This window comes from Bradyrhizobium sediminis (assembly GCF_018736085.1).
In the GTDB taxonomy this organism is placed as follows: Bacteria; Pseudomonadota; Alphaproteobacteria; order Rhizobiales; family Xanthobacteraceae; genus Bradyrhizobium; species Bradyrhizobium sediminis.
The window spans coordinates 3,884,145-3,903,502 of record NZ_CP076134.1; the positions used below are offsets into that span (position 1 = coordinate 3,884,145).

Annotated in this window: 14 protein-coding genes; 3 read left to right on the forward strand and 11 right to left on the reverse strand. The window is 64.7% G+C overall.

Annotated features, from left to right (window positions below; genetic code table 11):
• Nucleotides 1-97 precede the first annotated feature (97 nt).
• From KMZ29_RS18735 to hpaR, 11 genes are all read right to left on the reverse strand, one after another.
• On the reverse strand, nt 98-1,480 hold the full coding sequence (locus KMZ29_RS18735) for an ethanolamine ammonia-lyase subunit EutB (RefSeq protein WP_215620611.1): 1,383 nt from the start codon (nt 1,478-1,480) through the stop codon (nt 98-100).
• A gap of 67 nt (nt 1,481-1,547) precedes the next feature.
• The gene (locus KMZ29_RS18740; RefSeq protein ID WP_215620612.1) at nt 1,548-3,248 is read right to left on the reverse strand and encodes a methyl-accepting chemotaxis protein; all 1,701 of its coding nucleotides are present in this window, start codon (nt 3,246-3,248) and stop codon (nt 1,548-1,550) included.
• Nucleotides 3,249-3,296: 48 nt separating this feature from the next.
• On the reverse strand, nt 3,297-3,719 hold the full coding sequence (locus KMZ29_RS18745; protein WP_249779731.1) for a cache domain-containing protein: 423 nt from the start codon (nt 3,717-3,719) through the stop codon (nt 3,297-3,299).
• Nucleotides 3,720-3,885: 166 nt separating this feature from the next.
• Entirely contained in the window at nt 3,886-5,088 is a 1,203-nt protein-coding gene (locus KMZ29_RS18750) for a BaiN/RdsA family NAD(P)/FAD-dependent oxidoreductase (protein WP_215620614.1), read from the reverse strand.
• Complete coding sequence (locus KMZ29_RS18755) at nt 5,085-5,963, reverse strand: transglutaminase family protein (RefSeq protein ID WP_215620615.1); 879 nt, start codon at nt 5,961-5,963, stop codon at nt 5,085-5,087. The genes KMZ29_RS18750 and KMZ29_RS18755 overlap by 4 nt, the downstream gene beginning before the upstream one ends.
• Entirely contained in the window at nt 5,960-8,404 is a 2,445-nt protein-coding gene (locus KMZ29_RS18760; RefSeq protein ID WP_369810139.1) for a circularly permuted type 2 ATP-grasp protein, read from the reverse strand. Before KMZ29_RS18760 ends, KMZ29_RS18755 begins: the two co-directional genes overlap by 4 nt.
• Before the next feature lie 114 nt (nt 8,405-8,518).
• Entirely contained in the window at nt 8,519-11,812 is a 3,294-nt protein-coding gene (locus tag KMZ29_RS18765; protein WP_215620617.1) for a transglutaminase family protein, read from the reverse strand.
• A 251-nt stretch (nt 11,813-12,063) separates the two neighbouring features.
• Entirely contained in the window at nt 12,064-13,587 is a 1,524-nt protein-coding gene (locus KMZ29_RS18770; RefSeq protein ID WP_215620618.1) for a UxaA family hydrolase, read from the reverse strand.
• A gap of 111 nt (nt 13,588-13,698) precedes the next feature.
• Nucleotides 13,699-14,478, reverse strand: coding sequence for an HpcH/HpaI aldolase family protein (locus tag KMZ29_RS18775; protein ID WP_215620619.1), 780 nt, complete (start codon nt 14,476-14,478; stop codon nt 13,699-13,701).
• Nucleotides 14,479-14,532: 54 nt separating this feature from the next.
• Nucleotides 14,533-15,618 (reverse strand): malate/lactate/ureidoglycolate dehydrogenase, encoded by a 1,086-nt coding sequence (locus KMZ29_RS18780; RefSeq protein WP_215620620.1) that lies wholly within the window; start codon nt 15,616-15,618, stop codon nt 14,533-14,535.
• A gap of 220 nt (nt 15,619-15,838) precedes the next feature.
• Nucleotides 15,839-16,375, reverse strand: a complete 537-nt coding sequence (gene hpaR / locus KMZ29_RS18785; protein ID WP_215620621.1) for a homoprotocatechuate degradation operon regulator HpaR — start codon at nt 16,373-16,375, stop codon at nt 15,839-15,841.
• 109 nt (nt 16,376-16,484) lie between these two features.
• On the opposite strand from hpaR, the gene hpaH reads away from it, so the two are divergent.
• Genes hpaH through hpaE form a run of 3 tightly spaced genes read left to right on the forward strand, consistent with a single transcriptional unit; the run spans nt 16,485 to nt 19,251 of the window.
• Nucleotides 16,485-17,291 carry a 2-oxo-hept-4-ene-1,7-dioate hydratase gene (gene hpaH, locus KMZ29_RS18790; protein WP_215620622.1) on the forward strand — a complete coding sequence of 269 codons (807 nt, stop codon included), beginning with the start codon at nt 16,485-16,487 and terminating at the stop codon, nt 17,289-17,291.
• A 33-nt stretch (nt 17,292-17,324) separates the two neighbouring features.
• On the forward strand, nt 17,325-17,723 hold the full coding sequence (locus KMZ29_RS18795) for a 5-carboxymethyl-2-hydroxymuconate Delta-isomerase (protein WP_215620623.1): 399 nt from the start codon (nt 17,325-17,327) through the stop codon (nt 17,721-17,723).
• The gene (gene hpaE, locus KMZ29_RS18800) at nt 17,716-19,251 is read left to right on the forward strand and encodes a 5-carboxymethyl-2-hydroxymuconate semialdehyde dehydrogenase (protein WP_215620624.1); all 1,536 of its coding nucleotides are present in this window, start codon (nt 17,716-17,718) and stop codon (nt 19,249-19,251) included. Before KMZ29_RS18795 ends, hpaE begins: the two co-directional genes overlap by 8 nt.
• The last annotated feature ends 107 nt before the right edge of the window (nt 19,252-19,358 follow it).

The following is a 19,358-nucleotide window of genomic DNA, read 5'->3' on the forward strand; positions in this document are numbered from 1 at the left end:
GAGGCTGGGCTACAAATTCTTCAAGATTGTGGCAGCCATTTCAAGCTGTTGATGGCCTGATGGTCGCCGGGGAACCCGGCGGCGGCGCTTCCGGCGCTCAGACCAGCAAGCGCGACGCAAAATCGGGCAGCGACCCCGTGTTGTCGGCCAGCCGAAAGCCGGCATCGGCAAGGCCTGCGCGGAACAGCCAGTCGTCGAATTCCGGCGCCCGCTTCAGGCCGAACAGGTCGCGGATATAGAGCGCGTCATGGAACGAGGTGGACTGGTAGTTCAGCATGACGTCGTCGGCCCCGGGCACCCCCATGATGAAGGTGACGCCGGCGGCGGCGAGCAGGGTCAGGAGATTGTCCATATCGTCCTGATCGGCCTCGGCGTGGTTGGTGTAACAGACGTCGACGCCGAGCGGCAGGCCGAGCAGCTTGCCGCAGAAATGGTCCTCCAGCCCGGCGCGGATGATCTCCTTGCCGTCATAGAGATATTCCGGGCCGATGAAGCCGACCACGCTGTTCACCAGTAGCGGATCGAAAGCGCGGGCCACCGCGTAGGCGCGCGCCTCGCAGGTCTGCTGGTCGACGCCGCGATGGGCGTTGGCCGACAGCGCCGAGCCCTGCCCGGTTTCGAAATACATCACATTGCTGCCGACGGTTCCGCGCCGCAGCGACAGTCCCGCCTGGTGGGCCTCCCTCAAGAGCGCGAGATCGATGCCAAAACTCCGGTTCGCCGCCTCTGTGCCCGCGATCGACTGGAACACCAGATCGACAGGCAAGCCCTGCTCCATCAATCCGAGCGTTGTCGTTACGTGGGTCAGAACGCAGCCCTGCGTGGGTATCTGCAGCCGGGCGATGATATCGTCGAGCAACCGCAGCAGCCCGCCGATCACGGCGGGATCGTCGCTGGCCGGGTTGATGCCGATACAGGCATCGCCGGATCCGAGCAGGAGGCCGTCGAGGATCGAGGCGGTGATGCCCTTGGCATCGTCGAAGGGATGATTGGGCTGCAGCCGCACGCTCATCCGTCCGCGCAGCCCGATGGTGTTGCGAAAGGCCGACGTCACCGCGCATTTCTTCGCCACCAGGATCAGGTCCTGGTTGCGCATCAGTTTCGAAACCGCCGCGGCCATCTCCGGCGTGACACCGCGCGACAATTTCCCGAGAACGTCGGGGGTGGCCGCGTCGGAAAGCAGCCAATCGCGGAACGCGCCGACCGTCAGCGACGAGATCGCCGCAAAGGCCGCATCATCGTGGGTATCGACGATCAGGCGGGTGACTTCATCGTCCTCGTAGGGAACGACGGCCTCCTGCAGGAATTGCCTGAGGGGAACGTCTGCCAGCGCGATCCGCGCTGCGATCATCTGCTCGGCGCTGTCGGCGGCCAATCCCGCCAGGCGATCGCCGGAGCGCGGCGGCGTGGCCTTGGCCAGGAGATCGCGCAAGTCTTCGAACACATAGCTGGTGGCATCGATGGCGTGGCGATAGACCATGGCGGCTCCCGGCCATCACCGCTGAATGCGCGGGCGGCCCAGTACCAGACTATCACCTGAAGGGATTCTAAGCAGCCCGGACGGTGGCGAGGAATTTGACCACCTCGGCCTTGAGGCGCTTGTTTTCGTCGGAAAGCAATTGCGCCGATGCCAGCACCTGCGCCGATGCCGAACCGGTATCGCCGGCGCCGCGGTTGACGTCGGCAATGGAGGTTGCGACCTGGGTGGAGCCGATCGCCGCCTGCTGCACGTTGCGGGCGATCTCCTGGGTCGCGGCGCCCTGCTCCTCGATCGCGGCAGCGATCGCCGCGGCGATTTCGGAAACCCGGCCGATGGTGCCGCTGATCTCCTTGATGGCGACCACCGAATCCTGCGTCGCCGCCTGCATCCCGGCAATCTGGGTAGAGATCTCGCTGGTGGCCTTGGCGGTCTGCGAAGCGAGCGCCTTGACCTCCTGCGCCACCACCGCAAAGCCGCGACCGGCCTCGCCCGCGCGGGCGGCCTCGATGGTCGCGTTGAGCGCCAGGAGGTTGGTCTGCTCGGCGATCGTGGTGATCAACTGGGTGACGTCGCCGATACGGCTCGCAGCAAGCGACAATTCGGCGATCCGCGCGTCGGTCCTTTGCGCCTGCTCGACCGCCTCGTTGGCGATCCGGTTGGAATCCGTCACCTGGCGTCCGATTTCGTTGACGGAGCTGGCCATTTCCTCGGTCGCCGACGCCACCGACTGCACGTTGGTCGAGGTCTCTTCCGAAGCCGCGGCGACCACGGTCGAGAGCTCCTGGGTTGCGGTGCTGCTCTTGGTCAGGATGACGGCGGAATTTTCCAGTTCGCTCGACGCCGAGCCAACGTTCTCAATGATATTGCCGACCGCGGTCTCGAAACGATCGGCCAGGTTATGCAGCTCGGCGCGGCGGGCCGCCGCCAGTTCGCGGGTTTTTTCTTCGCGCTCGGCGGTCTCGCGTTCGGCCTTGGCGATGGCCTGCACCTTGAATTCCTCGACCGCGCGGGCCATCTGCCCGACTTCGTCGCTGCGGTCCAGCCCCGGCAACTGGACTTCGAAATTGCCGACCGCGAGTTCGCGCATCGCCTTCGACATCGCGACCACCGGGCGGGAAATGTTCCGGCCGATGAAGAACGAAACGACGATGCCGGCGAACGCCACGACCAGAAGCACGGCCATCAGCGTCAACTGCTGCTGCTCGAGCCGCATCCCGGCGCGGGCAATTTCGCGATCCTTGCTGTCGCTGCTGCGCGTGATCAGATCGTCGGTCAATTTCTCGATCTCGGCGAAATTCCGCTCCGCGCCCTTGATGAACAACAGCGCCGATCCGGCATCGCCGTCGGCCATCTCGATGGCGTTCCTGGATTGCTTGAGATAGCCAGCGACGGCCGCTTTCAGTTTTTCCAGGCCATCCGATTTGACGCCGCCCTGGGTGCTTTCGACCGCCTTCAATGCCTCCGAGATCTTAGCGGCGGCACTGGAGGCTTCCTTGGCGATGGCCGTAACCTTCTTGGTATCGGTTTCATTGGCCGCGGTCGCCGCCAGCCGGTACAGCTTGGCATGCGCCATCCAGGTCGTGGTGGTGAGTTCGTTGGCCAGCTCGGATTGCCGCATCGGCCCCGAGACAAGCGCATCGACCGCGGTCTGGTTCGACCGCAGCGCCTGCAGGGCATAGGCGCCAACGCCGATCAGGACCAGGATCAGGAACGCCGGCGCGAGCTGAACTTTCCAGGACAGCCCGATATTCTTGATCCAGCCGAGCATATCAATCCTTCGATGCGACGATCGCCGGGCGACGCCGGTCGTTGCGTGTCAGAGCTTGTAGATGCCGGCACACACAGCCGTGTTGTCCACCTTCTCGCAGTACATCTGCTTCGGCTCGACCTTCTTGGTCACCGGATTGACGAACTTGTAGTCCTGCCAGAACGAGGGCTGCTTGGCGGCCATTTCGACCCGCTCCTTGACATAGAGCTTGCCGTCGACGTCCTGCGCATCGATCAGGTCCTTGCCGACGAACTTGGCGTTGGAACCGTGGGCCAGCACCTTGCCGTCGAGCTGATAGACGACGACGTACAGATCGCGATCGATGAAGTTGGCGGCCTTGCCGGTGAATTCGGCATAGGCCTTTTCAGCACCCTGCCCTTTGATGAAGGTTACGGCTTTCTTGACCATCGCGACGGCTTCGTCCTTGTTGGCACCATCGGCAGCCGCGGCAGCGCCCACGAAAATGAGCATGGCAGCCACGCCAGAAACGAGCGACTTGGTTGACCAATTGTTCACGTTATCTCTCCGGATCGACTGATTTGGGACGCGGTCAAAGCACCGCACACGGAATGATTGTCACAAAAGAGCGAACCATCCGTTAAAATGCCTATCCGTATAGCAACGGGGGGCGCACCCCCTAAGCGCTACGGCCTGCCGCCGCCCCCGATGACCAGGCCCATTGAAAATTGAAGCCGCCGAGGTGGCCGGTGACGTCGACGACCTCGCCGATGAAATAAAGCCCGGGGACGGATCTGGATTCGAGGGTTTTCGAGGAAAGTCCTGACGTGTCGACACCGCCCAGCGTCACCTCCGCGGTACGGTAGCCCTCGGTGCCCGCAGGCCTGATGTGCCATCGTTGCACCGCCGCGGCGACGTCGGTGAGAAGCTTGTCGGAGAAATCGGCGAGGCGGTCCGGGCCCCCGACCCCGCCGGCAACGACCGATGCGAGCCGCCTGGGAAGAAAGCCTGAAAGCGCGGTGGCCATTTCCTGCTTCGGATGATCGCGGCGCAGCTCTTTCAGCGCGGCCAGCACGTCGATGCCCGGCGCCATGTCGATGACGATGTCCTGGCCCTCACGCCAATAGGAGGAAATCTGCAGGATCGCCGGACCGCTCAACCCGCGATGGGTGAACAGCAACGCCTCGTCGAAACGCGCCTTGCCGCAACTCACGACCGCGTCGACCGAAACCCCCGCGAGATCCTTGAAATGCGCAAGCAGCGCCGCCTCGAACGTCAACGGCACCAGCGCCGGCCGCGGCGTCACGATCGCAAGGCCGAACTGTTCCGCAATCCGGTATCCGAATCCGCTCGATCCCATTTTCGGAATCGAGGGACCGCCAGTTGCCACCACCAGCGACCGGCCGCGGAACTCGCCCTGATCGGTGACGACGGCAAAGCCGTCTTCGCCTTTCGAAACCGCGGAGATCCGCACGCCCAGCCGCAGCTGCGCATGGGCCTTGCGGCACTCCTCCAAGAGCATGTCGATGATCTGCCGCGACGAGCCGTCGCAGAACAATTGGCCGCGGGTCTTCTCGTGCCAGGCGATGCCGTAACTCTCGACCAGCGCGATGAAATCGTGCTGGGTGTAGCCGCTCAGCGCCGAACGGCAAAACCGCGGATTGTCCGACAGGAAATTGGCGGGGCTCGCGTGCAGGTTGGTGAAATTGCAGCGACCGCCGCCGGAAATGCGAATCTTCTCGCCCGGATGCCGCGCCTGCTCGAGCACCAGCACCGAGCGCCCGCGCTGGCCGGCGACGCCGGCGCACATCAGGCCAGCGGCGCCCGCCCCCAATATGATGACGTCATGGACGATCAGGTGCGGATGGCGGGCTTCTGTCATTCCACCAGCAGCACATCGACGGCGACCGCGAGCTTCTGCTTGCGCGATCCCACGATGATGCCATCGACCGGCGAGACGTCGGAAAAATCCCGCCCCATGGCGAGCTCGATGTGGTCGTTTTCGACCAGGATGTCGTTGGTCGGATCGAGGCCGATCCACCCCAAGCCCTCGCCGCACCACAGTGAGACCCAGGCATGGGTCGCATCCGCGCCCTGCAGGCGCGGTTGGCCCGGCGGCGGGATGGTGCGCAGGTAGCCGCTGACATAAGCGGCCGGCAGTCCGAGGCCGCGCAGCCCGGCGATCATCACATGGGCGAAATCCTGACAGACGCCGTGGCGCTTCTCGAACACCTCCTTGAGCGGCGTCGAGATCACGGTGGCTTTCGGATCGTATCTGAACTCGGTGCGGATCCGGTGCATCAGGTCGACCGCGCCGGCCAGGACCCCGCTTCCCGCCGGAAAGCTTCGTGACGCATAGGAAGTGACCGGCTGCTGCACCGGCACCAGCGAACTGGCAAAGACGTAACCAATCGGCGACGCCGGCCCGAGGCTGGTGGACTCGAATGCGAGGTCGCGCACGCTCTCCCAGGCCGGGCTCGGCGCGGCGCGGCCGGGCGCCTGGCGGGAAACCGACACCCGCGACCGCGAGTCGATTCGCAACGTGCGATGCGGGGCTTCGATCAGGATGCTCTCGGTATGGGTCCCGAAAAAATCGCGCCGCACGTTGCGGTCCACCGGCCGCGGCCTGATCTCGACGGAGTGCGAGACCAGCTCCTGCCCGTCACCGCTCCTCGGTTCCAGCCGCAGCGAGCATCGCGCGAAACTGACGGAACTTTCGTAAGAGTAGGTGGTGACGTGACGGATATCGTAGATCACGCGAGGCCCGTCAGCTTTTCGGGCCGGCTCGCGTTGGGCCCGTGCGGGAAATAGTGCAATCCGATGGCGTCGGCCAGCGTCAGCAGATCCTGCTCCAGCGCGAACAGCGTCTTGGTATCGAGGCTCGAGGCCTCCGCCGTCGTCAGCGTCGCCTGCAGGGCGACGGCGAGCCGCTGCGGCCGCTCGATCAATCCTCCCTCTTTCAGGGTCGGCAGGCTCGCAATGTGCTCATTCAGCGCGGCGACCTGAAACGCAACCGAGCGGGGATTGTAGGGATCGAGCACCACGAGATCGCACACCGGCGCCAGCAGAGGACCGACCAGGTAGCGCGAGCGATAGGTGATCTGGCAGTCCACCAGCGTCAGCAGGACGTCGAGGTCCTCGCCGCTGGCTTCGTCGTAAGCGAACTGGCGCGCGAAACGCATGGTGTTGATGGCGCGCTCGGCGCGGCGGCCCATTTCGAGAAAGCGCCAGCCGGCGGCGCGGTTCATGTTTTCCTGCGCGAGACCCGCGAAGCTTGCCAGTTCCTGCAGCGTCAGTTCGGCGGCGCTGACGATGCCGTCGTCGTCTTCAACCTCCTGGGCGAGGCGTTCCACCATCTCGGTGATGACCTGCCAGGCGTCCGGCGACAGCCGCTCGCGCAGCGACGTCGCGGTTCGCTGGGCCGATCGCACCAGCGACAGGGCCGAACCGAATCTTTCTTCGCTCTGCAAGGCTTCGGCCGCGATCTTCGCCGACTGCGACCGCGCGGTCTGCGACGTCGCGCCCCACGTCACGAGCAGCCGCTGAATCCGCTCGACCGAATGAAGAGCGGTCGACGATCCCTTGCCCGGATCGCGCTGCGAGGTTCCGAGCGCGCGTATCAGCCGCAGCGTCGCCTCCGCGCGCTCGAGATAGCGGCCGAGCCAGAACAGATTGTCGGCGGCGCGGCTCGGCACCACGCCGGCAATGCGCCGGATTCGCACCGTATCAACCGCGGGCAGCAGCGTGGACGGCGAAACCGCCTTGTCGGACACCACCCAGACGTCCGCCGCCCGCGCGCCGTCGCCCATCGAGACCGCGCGGGCATCGGGCTGGTCGGCGATCCGGCAGAAGCCGCCGGGCATGATGGTCCAGCCATTGGGCGTTGCGGCCGCGAACACCCGCAGCACGAAGGGTCGCGGCGTCAGGCGGCCGTTATCCCACACCGGCGTCGTCGACAGCCGGACCAGCTCCTGGCCGACATAGTCGATGCCGCGATCGGCGATCGCGCTTTTCAGCCGTTCGCGCTCGGTCGGCGAGAGCTCGTTGGCGAGCACGGGCCCGTTGCCCGGGAAACCGGGAACACCGCGGCCGTAGGCTCCCTCGATCGCCACCTCGTCGAGCCGCGACAACACTTCCTCGCGCGCGGATTTCTGGCCGCACCACCAGGTCGCGATATGCGGCATCTTCAGATCTTCGCCGAAGAAGCGCCGGCTCAGACTCGGCAGGAAGCCCAGCAGCGCCCGCGCCTCCATCACACCCGAGCCCGGCATGTTGGCGACCACGACGCCGTCCTTGCGCAGCACGTCGATCAGGCCGGGCACACCGAGCTGCGAGGAGGCATCGAGCTCCAGCGGATCGAGCGAATTGGAGTCGACCCGGCGCAGCAGCACGTCGAGCCGCTTCAGTCCGGCGACGGTGCGGATATGAACGCGGTTGCCGCTGACGGCGAGATCGTCGCCCTCCACCAGCAGGAATCCGAGATAGCGCGCCAGCGTGGCGTGTTCGAAATAGGTTTCGCTGAATTGGCCGGGCGTCAAAAGACCGATGCGCGGCTCGTCGCGGTCGGCGCTGGCGCGCAGCGAGTCGCGGAAGGCTTCGAAGAACGGCGCCACCCGTTCGACGTTCATCGACTTGTAGAGTGAGGCAAAAGCGCGCGACAGCACCAGCCGGTTTTCCAGCGCGTAGCCGGCGCCGGACGGCGCCTGGGTGCGGTCGCCCAGCACCCACCAGCGCCCGTCGGGGCCGCGGCCGACATCGGCGGCGTACAGACTGAGGTATCGGCCGCCCGGCGGCTTCACGCCGCAGACCGCGCGCAGATATTCGTTGCTGCCGGCAATGGCTGCCGCAGGTATCGCGCCCTCCGCCACCAGGCGGCCCTCGCCGTAGAGATCGCTCAGTACCAGTTCCAGCAATTGCGCGCGTTGCACGATGCCGGCAGTCAGTTGCTGCCAATCGGCGTCGTCGACCAGGAGCGGCAGATGGCTCAACGGCCACAGCCGGTCGGCGGTTTCGCCGGGCGCGCGATAGGTCACGCCGGCTTCCCGCAAGTGCCGGTCGGCGGAGCCGAAACGCCGCTCGATATCGCCCGGCGTCAGCGCGGCGAAGGCATCGAAGAACCGGGTCCAGACCGCGCGTGGCGCCCCGTCCGGCCCGATATACTCATCGGGAATTCCCGGCAGGCGGGCATAGTCGCGCATCCACTGCGCCACGCGCCGATCGGCCGGGCGGGCCTTGCTTCCCTGACTGTTTGCCCGGCTGTTTTCCTGGCCGTCCTGTCCCGCCATCCCAACTCTCCCGCCCCAGGGGCCTATTCAATGCAGGAGCGGCGTCCTCAAGTCGAGTGTCAAAGGAAACTCAATTGTGCGTTCCTCGCGCGGCGGATCGATCTTGCCGGGCGTATGGCCATGGTCCTGAAACCGGGCCAGCCTCCGCGCCTCGGCCTCGTAGGAATTGACCGGCTTGGTCTCGTAATTTCGTCCGCCGGGGTGCGCCACGTGATAGACGCAGCCACCCAGCGACCTGCCGTTCCAGGTATCAATTAAGTCAAATGTCAGCGGAGCGTGAACCGGGATGGTCGGGTGCAGCCCGGATACCGGCTGCCAGGCCTTGAAGCGGACGCCCGCCACCGCCTCGCCGGAGCGGCCAGTTTCGGTCATCGGCAGCCGCCGGCCATTGCAGGTGACGACGTGGCGGCCCTCGACAAAGCCAGATGCCTTGACCTGCAGCCGCTCGACCGACGAATCGACATAGCGCACGGTGCCGCCGGCTGACCACTCTTCGCCGAGAACGTGCCAAGGTTCCAGCGCCTGACGCACTTCCAGCGCGACGCCGCCGTGGTGGACCCGGCCGAACACGGGAAAGCGGAATTCAAGTTGCGCGGCGTACCAGTCCGGCGAAAAGTCGTAGCCGGACTGTTTCAGCTCCGTGAGCACGTCCAGAAAATCTTCCCAGAGAAAATGCGGCAGCATGAAGCGATCATGCAGCGTGGTGCCCCAGCGCACGAACTTGCCCGCCTGCGGTTCGCGCCAGAGCTTTGCGATCAGCGCCCGGATCAGCAATTGCTGGGCCAGCGACATGCGCGGATCGGGCGGCATTTCCAATGCGCGGAATTCGATCAGCCCGAGCCGGCCGGTGGGACCGTCGGGTGAATAGAGCTTGTCGATGCAGATTTCGGCGCGGTGGGTGTTGCCGGTGATATCGACCAGGATGTGCCGGAACAGGCGATCGACCAGCCACAGCGGCGCCGCGGTCCCGGGCTGCGGCACGTGGGCAAGCGCGATCTCCAGTTCATAGAGGCCGTCATGCCGGGCCTCGTCGATGCGCGGCGCCTGGCTGGTCGGGCCGATGAACATGCCCGAGAACAGATAGGACAGCGACGGATGCCGCTGCCAGTACAACACCAGGCTCTTCAGCAAATCGGGACGGCGCAGGAATGGCGAGTCCGCAGGCTTGCTGCCGCCGACCACCACATGATTGCCGCCGCCAGTGCCGGTGTGGCGGCCGTCGACGAGGTACTTGTTGGCCCCGAGCCGGACCTGGGCCGCATCCTCATAGAGGCCGAAGGTGATATCGACGGCTTCGCGCCAGCTCGACGCCGGCTGGATATTGACTTCGATCACGCCGGGATCGGGCGTCACCTTGATCACCTCGATGCGCGGGTCGAACGGCGGCGGATAGCCCTCGACATGGACCTGCATCTGCATTTCTTCGGCGGTGGCCTCCACCGCAGTCACCAGTTCGAGATAATCCTCAAGCTTCTCCACCGGCGGCATGAAGGCGCAAAGAATGCCGTCGCGAATTTCGATCGACATCGCGGTGCGCACACCACCGCCGACGCCCTTGAGCTGCTGCTCGTGCACCTCCTGATGCGGCGCGCTCCCGGCCGATGGGGTGGCGTCATACACCGGCAGCGCCTCGCGCGGCTCCAGTGGATCCTGCTCGACGATGTAGGGATATTCGTCGGCCGGGATATGCGGCAATGATGCGATCGGCAGCCGCAACCCCAGCGGGGAATCGCCCGGGGTCAGGAACAAGTTGCCGCGGCGAAGTTTCCAGCGCTCGCTCTTCCAGCGCGAGGAAGATTTGCTTGCCTCGGCGTTCCAGCGCTGGATCGGCAGCACGAATCCCTTCGGCGTGTTCAGCCCCTGATCGAACACCCGCGCCATGCGCGAGCGCTCTTCCGGATCGGACAGTTTGGAATCGCTGGGCTCGACATTGGGCGGCAAGGCTGCTTCCTTCTGCAGCCAGTGCGAGGGATCCTCGAACGCCGGCAGGATGAATTCGGCATCGACGCCGAGTTTTCTCGCCGTGCCTTCCGCGAAACGCTCGGCGTCCTGGATCCGGGCCCGGTGCGGGCCTTCGATGGTCGCGATCAGATCCGGATTCTTCCAGATCGGCACGCCGTCCTTGCGCCAATAGAGCCCGAACGCCCAGCGCGGCAGGCTTTCGCCGGGATACCATTTGCCCTGACCATAATGTAGCAGCCCGCCCGGCGCGAAACGCGTCCGCAACTTGCGTATGAGATCGTCGGCCAGCCCGCGCTTGGTCGGGCCGACCGCGGCAATATTCCATTCCGGCGATTCCAGGTCTTCGACCGACACGAAGGTCGGCTCGCCGCCCATGGTCAGGCGCACGTCGCCGGCCTTCAGGTCGGCATCGACCTTTTCGCCGAGCGCGTCGAGACGCGCCCATGATTCATCCGAAAACGGCCGGGTAATCCGCGGCGCTTCCCGGATCCGCCTGACGCTCATGTCGAAGCCGAATTCGACATTGGCGAATCCGACCGCGCCCGAGATCGGCGCCGCCGAGCGATAATGCGGCGTGGCGGCAACGGGAATGTGCCCCTCGCCGGTCAGCATGCCCGAGGTGACGTCGAAGCCGATCCACCCCGCACCGGGCAGATAGACCTCGGCCCACGCGTGCAAATCGGTAAAATCGTTCTCGACCTCGCGCGGTCCCTCGACCGGATCGATATCGGGGCGCAACTGAATGAGGTAGCCGGAGACGAAGCGCGCGGCGAGCCCGAGATGTCGCAGCGTTTGAATCAGCAGCCACGCCGAGTCGCGGCACGATCCCGCGCCGGACGCCAACGTCTCTTCCGGGGTCTGGATGCCCGGCTCCATGCGGATGATGTATTTGACTTGGTCGCGCAATTTCGAATTGAGATCGACCAGGAAATTGACCGTGCTCGCCGCCTCGCGCGGAATGCCCGCCAGGTATTTCGCAAACAGCGGACCGGGCTCGATGGTCGCGAGATAAGGCGCCAGCTCGGTCTTGAGATCGGCGGGATAGGCGAATGGAAAACTGTCGGCATAGGGCTCGACGAAGAAATCGAACGGATTGATCACGGTCATCTGCGCCGTGAAATCGACCTCGATCTTCAGCTCGCTGGCCTTCTCCGGGAAGACGAAGCGGGCCAGCCAGTTGCCTTGCGGATCCTGCTGCCAGTTCACGAAATGGTTTGAAGGCGTGACCTTGAGCGAATAGCTCAGGATCGGCGTGCGGGTGTGCGGCGCCGGGCGCAGGCGTATCGTTTGCGGGCCGAGGTCGATCGGTCGATCATATTTGTAGTGCGTGACGTGATGTAGTGCGACGAAGATCGACACAGGCGGGCTACTCCAGCAGCTTTTTTAAGCAGAACACTGGTTCCGGTGTGGATCAAGCATTAACAACGGGCAGCGGGTGCCTATGGGACGTGCGGAAGGCCAACCTTGGCCGTCATTGCGAGGAGCGAAGCGACGAAGCAATCCATCATCCCGCTTGCGGCACTACGGATTGCTTCGCGGAGTTTATCATCGGGCGGCGCTTTGCGCCGACCCGTTGGCTCGCAATGACGGTTGAGACAGCTTGCCTGCAATCACATCGTCGCCCCCAGCACCCATGGCGCAAACTCCGCGCCGCCGAAATCGAAGCTCTCGCTCTTGGTCGGCTGGCCCGAGGCGGTCTTCAGCATCAGGTCGAAGATGCGCTGGCCGCATTGCTGCACTGTCTCCTCGCCGTCGAGAATAGTGCCGCAATTGACGTCCATGTCGTCTTCCATCCGCTTGTACATCGCCGAGTTGGTGGCGAGCTTGATGGAGGGGGCGGGCTTGCAGCCGAACACGCTGCCGCGGCCGGTGGTGAAGCAGACGAGGTTGGCGCCGCCGGCCACCTGCCCGGTGGCCGCGACCGGGTCGTAGCCCGGCGTGTCCATGAAGACGAAACCCTTCTTGGTGACGGCTTCGGCGTAATTCAGAACGTCGACCAGATTGGTGGTGCCGGCCTTCGCCATCGCGCCGAGCGATTTTTCCAGGATCGTGGTGAGCCCGCCGGCCTTGTTGCCGGGGCTCGGATTGGCGTTCATCTCGGCCCCCTCGCGCGCGGTATATTCCTCCCACCAGCGCATCAGCCCGACCAGCTTCTCGCCGACCTCCCGGCTGACCGCGCGGCGCGTGAGCAGATGTTCGGCGCCGTAGGTCTCCGGCGTTTCCGACAGGATCACGGTGCCACCATGCTGCACCAAAAGATCGCTCGCAGCGCCCAGCGCCGGATTGGCGGAGACGCCGGAGTATCCGTCGGAGCCACCGCACTGTAGCGCCACCGTCAACTCGCTCGCGGGTACGGGTTCGCGCTTCACCTTGTTGGCGTCGGTGAGCGCCTCGCGCACGAAGGCGACGCCGGCTTCCACGGTCTTGCGGGTGCCGCCGACTTCCTGGATGTCCATCGCGCGCAAACGGCCGGCGAGTTTCTGCTCCTGCATCAGCCCGCCGATCTGGTTGACCTCGCAGCCCAGCCCCAGCACGATCACGGCGGAAAAATTCGCATGCCGGGCATAGCCGCCGAGCGTGCGCCGCAGCAGCGTCAGCGGCTCGTCCTGCGTCATGCCGCAGCCAGTCTTGTGAGTCAGCGCGACCACACCGTCGACATTGGGAAAATCGGCCAGCGGATTGTCGCCGGTGAACGGATTCTTCTTGAAGACGTCGGCAACCATGCCGGCGACATGCGCGCTGCAATTCACCGAGGTGAGAATGCCGATGTAGTTGCGGGTCGCCACCCGCCCGTCGGGACGGCGGATACCCTCGAAGGTCGCGGGCAGATCGAAGTTCGGCACAGGCTTCACGTCGACGCCGAAGGCATAGTCCTTGGAGAAATCGCCCATGCCGCAATTCTGGGTGTGAACGTGCTGGCCCGGCGCGATCGGCGCGGTGGCAAAGCCGATGATCTGGCCGTAGCGGCGGATCGGCTCGCCCACTGCGATTCCGCGGATCGCCACCTTGTGGCCGGCCGGAATCCGATCGAGCGTGGTGACGCCGTCGGCCACCACCATGCCGGGCGGCAGGCTCGCGCGCGCGATCAGCACGCCATCATCGGGATGCAGGCGGATGACGGGAGCCGGGGCCATGGGGTGTTCTCCTTAATGAGGGGCGAATAGCGAATGGCGAGTAGCGAATGGTGTTACTCCACTCGCTACTCCCTACTCCCTACTCCCTACTCCCTATTCGCTTCTTCAGTCCTAAGCTTTGCCGGCCGACTCTTTCCGAGTCTGCGCCACCTGCATCTTGGCATAGGTCATCATCAGCCCGCTTTCGTTCGACAGCGTGACCAACTTGAAGCCCATATTGATCGCGCGCACCGCGCCCTCGGCGCCCGAGCAGTGAATGCCCGGATGGAGGCCCCGCTTGCCGCACTCCTTTACGATCTTCTCGTAGATCTTGAGAATTTCCGGCTCGTCGCGGTCGAGCTTCGGCACCAGCCCGTAGGAGAAGCCGAGATCGGACGGACCGATATAGACGCCGTCGATGCCCTCGACATCGAGGATCGATTCCATGTTCCCGACCGCGGTCTTGGTCTCCATCATCGGCAGCAGCACGATCTCGTCGTTGGCGGTCTGCTGATAGGCACCGGCCGAACCGTACATGCCGGAACGGATCGGGCCGTTCGAACGCGTGCCGCGCGGCGGATATTTGGCGTATGAGACGAGGTTCTCCGCTTCCTGCCTGGTGTTGACCATCGGGCAGATCACGCCGTAGGCGCCGCCGTCGAGCACCTTGCCGATGATGCCGGGCTCATTCCAGGGCACGCGGACCATCGGCGTCACCGGATGGCCGTTCATCGCCTGAAAGCATTGCACCATCGACTGGTAGTCCTGCACGCCGTGCTGCATGTCGACGGTGACGCTGTCGAAGCCGCATTGCGCGATCACTTCGGCGGAAAAACCCGACGGGATCGCCAGCCAGGCGTTCACCACCGCCTTGCCCGAGGCCCAGACTTTCTTGACGTTGTTGGTTGTCATTGATCGCGTTTCCTTTTGTGATCGTTGCAATCGGATTGAGATTCCCGGAGCCGCCTAACTCGCGGCCCTCTGGATGCTGACTTCGCTGACGCCGACCTCGCGGGCGGTATTGACGATCGCCGCCCAGGTATCATCAGGCAAGGGCACGCCGTTTTTGGTGCGGTCGGCGCGCATTTTCCGCTCGGGATCGCCCGGGATCAGCACGGCATCGACGCCGGCGACCGGTTTGGTCGCCCGGATGAAGTCGGCGTAGCGCGAGATTTCGCCGTCGAAGAAATTGCTGGTGTCGACCACCTTGGGATCGATGTAGATCGCGAGCATGCCATTGGCGAAACGCCGGTCCGGCGCGGTGGCGCCGGTGCCGGTCAAGGCGCCGCCGAGCAGTTCGCAGATGAACGCCAACCCCGAGCCCTTGTGCTCGCCGAACGCGCGGATCGCCCCGGTCCCCTTGGTGTGGTCGCGCGGCCCCTCGGCCGTGTGCGGTCCGTACAGCACGGCCGGATCTTCGCTCAGCGTGCCGTCGGCGTCGATCAGCGCGCCCTTGGGCAACTTCTTGCCGCCGCGGCTGGCGACCAGCACCTTGCCTTCGGCAACGATCGAGGTGGCGAAATCGAGCACGATCGGATCCTGCCCCTTGCGCGGAATGCCGACGCAGTAGGGCGCGGTCGACAGCCGCTTCTCGACGCCGCCGTAAGGCGCGACCAGCAGCGAGCCCGCGGCGTTGACGAAGTGGACCGAGACCAGTCCTTCGGCTGCCGCCATTTCCGCCCAGTCGCCGACCCGGCCGATATGCCCGGCGTTGCGCAACGCCACCGCCGCGAGACCCGCCTTCCTGCATTTCTCGATGCCGATCCTGACCGCCTGCGGCGTGACGGTCTGCCCGTAACCGAATTTGCCGTCGACCACCGCCAGCGACGGCGTATCGACCACGACCTCGGCGGTCTGATTCGGCACCACAGAACCCATCTTCTTCCATCTGATATAGACCGGCACCCGGATCACGCCGTGGCTGTCGTGTCCGGTGAGATTGGCCGTCGTCAGATAGGTCGCGATGCGCTTGGCTTCTTCGGGCGAAGATTCCGAATGGGTGAAGACTTCAGCAACGAAATTGATCAGATTTGGAACCTGGATAGTGACCATGTGCGGATTTTCGCCTGTCCTTGTACCGGGCCGGCCGCACCGTCGACGGCGAACCCTTAAACTCCCGCGCCGGTTTTCATGACCGGCTTGGAGGCCACTTTGAACGAAAAATCGCGTGCATGTCTATGGCTTCGACCATGATCGCAGCATGATTGCGATCATTTGCCCGGCCGCTATGCATGATGCCGATAGCATCATGTGGCATCATGCAAATTTGCGCTCACTCGTCCGCCTCCGCGCTTGCTTCATCCGCTGCTTCCATTCCCGAGAGGCTACCCTCCAGCACCCCGAGCATGTCCTGCAGCTCGGCGAGCTTGCGGGCGCCGTAACGTTTGGTGATGGCGGCATAGATCGCTTCCGACGACGGCGCCACCGCCTCGATCAGCTTGAGTCCTTTCGCCGAAATCGACACCACGGCGCGGCGCAGATCCGACTTCGCGGCCTCGCGCTCGATCAGGTGCCGGGCTTCGAGGTCGCGCAGAATCCGCGACAGGCTCGGCCCCAGCAGAAAGGCGACGCGTGCGAGCTCGGTGACCTCGATGGTCTCGACTGCCGCCAGCGCACGCAGGATCCGCCATTGCTGTTCGGTGAGCCCGTGATGGCGCAGCGACGGGCGGAACTGCCGCATCACGGCCTCACGGGCGCGCAACAGCGACATCGGTAGCGAACGGGAGAAGTCGCGCATCGGCACCCGCCGCGCCGCGGGTGCGCCGGCCGGACCGGAACCGGTATTTCCTGAGGATTTCTTCCGAGCCATGGCCGATCAGTCTTCTTTCGGTTTGCGCTGCAGCAAGTCTCATTCGGTTTGCGCCGATACATTTAACATGTTAATCATATTCCGGCATCCTCTTTTTCACCGGTCCCGCATGGCCCTTTCCGCAGACGAAATCCGCAGCGCCGCCGAACGGCTCGATCAGGCGGAGAAGACGAAGCAACAGATCCGGCAGCTCTCGCTGGACCATCCCGGCATCACCATCGCCGACGCCTATGCGATCCAGAAGGCGTGGGTCGCGATCAAGGTCGCGCAGGGCCGCGTCGTCAAGGGCCACAAAATCGGCCTCACCTCGAAGGCGATGCAGAGCGCGCTCAATATCGACGAGCCGGATTCCGGCATCCTGCTCGACGACATGTTCTTTGCCGATGGCGGCCTCGTGCCATCGGACCGTTTCATCGGCACGCGGGTCGAGGCCGAACTCGCCTTTGTCATGAAGCAGCGGCTTAGCGGGCCCGGCTGCACGATGTTCGATGTGCTCAATGCGACGGATTTCGTCGTCCCCGCGCTGGAAATCCTCGATACCCGAATCCAGCGGGTCGATCCCGTGACCAAGTCGACGCGAAAAATCTTCGACACCATCGCCGACAACGCGGCCAACGCCGGCATCGTGCTCGGCGGCCGCCCGTTGCGCCCGCTGGATGCCGACCTGCGCTGGATCGGTGCCTTGTGCTATCGCAACGGCCAATTGGAAGAGACCGGCCTTGCCGCCGGCGTGCTCAATCATCCCGCCACCAGCGTGGCCTGGCTCGCCAACAAGATCGCGCCGAACGGGCTCGCGCTCGAAGCGGGGCAAGTGGTGCTGGCGGGATCGTTCATCCGTCCGATCGAGACCCGCAAAGGCGACACGATTCAGGCCGACTATGGTCCCTATGGCACGGTGAGCTGCTACTTCGCTTGAAGCAATCGGCTAAATCGCTGGAGTAAACAGGACATGCCGCATTTCACCATCGAATATTCCGCCAATCTCGACGGCCGCGTCGATATGGCCGAAGTCGTCGAGGTGGTCCGCAAGGCCGCGGTGGAGACCGGGATCTTCCCGCTCGGAGGCATCCGCGTCCGCGCCGTCAGGTGCGAGCACTACGCCATCGCCGACGGCAACCCGCAGCTCGGCTTTCTCGCCATGGTGCTGCGGCTCGGCGAGGGCCGCGACCTCGCCACCCGCAAGAAGGCCGGCGAACACATCTTCAAGGCGCTGTCGGCCCATCTCGATCCGGTATTCGCGGCAAGTAAGTTCGCGCTGTCGTTCGACATGCAGGTCAACGACAAGGAAACCAGCTGGAAGCGCAACAACATCCACGACGCCCTGAAAGTGGAGACCGCCAATGGATAAAGCCACGCCGAAAGATCTGTTCCAGGCCAATCGCGACCGCGCCGCCCCCCTGCTCAAGCAACTGCGGGCCGACGGCATCGGGCACATGATCGACGGCAAAATCGTGCCGTCGATCTCGGGCGACAGCTTCGAGACCAAATCGCCGGTCGATGGCGCGGTGCTCGCGACCGTCGCCCGCGGCGGAGCTGAGGACATCGACCGCGCCGCCACCGCGGCGGCGCTGGCGTTCAAGTCCTGGCGCGACATGGCCCCCGCGATGCGCAAGAAGCTGCTGCACCGGGTCGCCGACGCGATCGAGGACCGCGCCGACGATATCGCGGTGCTGGAATGCATCGACACCGGCCAGGCCCACAGGTTCATGGCCAAGGCCGCGATTCGGGCTGCGGAGAATTTCCGCTTCTTCGCCGACAAATGCGCCGAGGCCCGCGACGGCCTCAACACGCCGAGCGAGGAGCACTGGAACATTTCGACGCGCGTGCCGATCGGGCCGGTCGGCGTGATCACGCCGTGGAATACGCCGTTCATGCTGTCGACCTGGAAGATTGCACCGGCGCTGGCGGCCGGCTGCACCGTGGTGCACAAGCCGGCGGAATGGTCGCCAATCACGGCCGACCTGTTGGCGAAATTGGTGAAGCAGGCCGGGGTGCCCGACGGCGTGCTCAACACCGTACACGGTATCGGCGAGGAAGCCGGCAAGGCGCTGACCGAGCATCCCGCCATCAAGGCGATCGGCTTCGTCGGCGAAAGCGCGACCGGATCTGCGATCATGGCGCAGGGCGCGCCGACCTTGAAGCGCGTGCATTTCGAACTCGGCGGCAAGAATCCGGTGATCGTGTTCGACGACGCCGACCTCGACCGCGCGCTCGACGCGGTCGTGTTCATGATCTACTCGCTCAACGGCGAGCGCTGCACCTCGTCGAGCCGGCTGCTGGTCCAGGACAGCATCGCCGGGAAATTCATCGAGAAGCTCACCGCGCGCGTCAAGGCGCTGAAGGTCGGCCACCCGCTCGATCCCGCAACCGAAATCGGGCCGCTGATCCACGAGCGCCATCTCGCCAAAGTCTGCTCTTACTTCGACGTCGCGCGGAAGGACGGCGCCGTGATCGCGGTCGGCGGCAAGGCCCATGACGGCCCCGGCGGCGGACATTACGTGCAGCCGACGCTCGTCACCGGTGCGCACGCCAAGATGCGGGTGGCGCAGGAAGAGGTGTTCGGGCCGTTCCTCACCGTGATCCCGTTCCGCGACGAGAAGGACGCCGTCGAGATCGCCAACGGCGTGCAATACGGCCTCACCGGCTATGTCTGGACCGGCGACATGGGCCGCGCGCTGCGCGTCGCCGACGCGCTGGAGGCCGGCATGATCTGGCTGAATTCCGAAAACGTCCGTCATCTGCCGACGCCGTTCGGCGGCATGAAATCGTCCGGCATCGGCCGCGACGGCGGCGATTACTCATTCGATTTCTACATGGAAACCAAGCACGTCTCGCTGGCACGGGGCACGCACAAGATTCAGAAGCTGGGAGTGTAACATCAGCCTCGCCGCAAAATGACCGTCATTGCGAGGAGCGAAGCGACGAAGCAATCCACACTTTCTTCGCTGTTTCAAAAGAAGCTGGATTGCTTCGCTTCGCTCGC

Bases quoted from the DNA above. Each gene is read 5' to 3' on its own strand.
- KMZ29_RS18735 (WP_215620611.1), bottom strand. From the start codon at position 1,480: ATGGTCTATCGCCACGCCATCGATGCCACCAGCTATGTGTTCGAAGAC.
- KMZ29_RS18740 (WP_215620612.1), bottom strand. From the start codon at position 3,248: ATGCTCGGCTGGATCAAGAATATCGGGCTGTCCTGGAAAGTTCAGCTC.
- KMZ29_RS18745 (WP_249779731.1), bottom strand. From the start codon at position 3,719: ATGCTCATTTTCGTGGGCGCTGCCGCGGCTGCCGATGGTGCCAACAAG.
- KMZ29_RS18750 (WP_215620614.1), bottom strand. From the start codon at position 5,088: ATGACAGAAGCCCGCCATCCGCACCTGATCGTCCATGACGTCATCATA.
- KMZ29_RS18760 (WP_369810139.1), bottom strand. From the start codon at position 8,404: ATGCGCGACTATGCCCGCCTGCCGGGAATTCCCGATGAGTATATCGGG.
- KMZ29_RS18770 (WP_215620618.1), bottom strand. From the start codon at position 13,587: ATGGCCCCGGCTCCCGTCATCCGCCTGCATCCCGATGATGGCGTGCTG.
- KMZ29_RS18775 (WP_215620619.1), bottom strand. From the start codon at position 14,478: ATGACAACCAACAACGTCAAGAAAGTCTGGGCCTCGGGCAAGGCGGTG.
- KMZ29_RS18780 (WP_215620620.1), bottom strand. From the start codon at position 15,618: ATGGTCACTATCCAGGTTCCAAATCTGATCAATTTCGTTGCTGAAGTC.
- hpaR (WP_215620621.1), bottom strand. From the start codon at position 16,375: ATGGCTCGGAAGAAATCCTCAGGAAATACCGGTTCCGGTCCGGCCGGC.
- hpaH (WP_215620622.1), top strand. From the start codon at position 16,485: ATGGCCCTTTCCGCAGACGAAATCCGCAGCGCCGCCGAACGGCTCGAT.
- KMZ29_RS18795 (WP_215620623.1), top strand. From the start codon at position 17,325: ATGCCGCATTTCACCATCGAATATTCCGCCAATCTCGACGGCCGCGTC.
- hpaE (WP_215620624.1), top strand. From the start codon at position 17,716: ATGGATAAAGCCACGCCGAAAGATCTGTTCCAGGCCAATCGCGACCGC.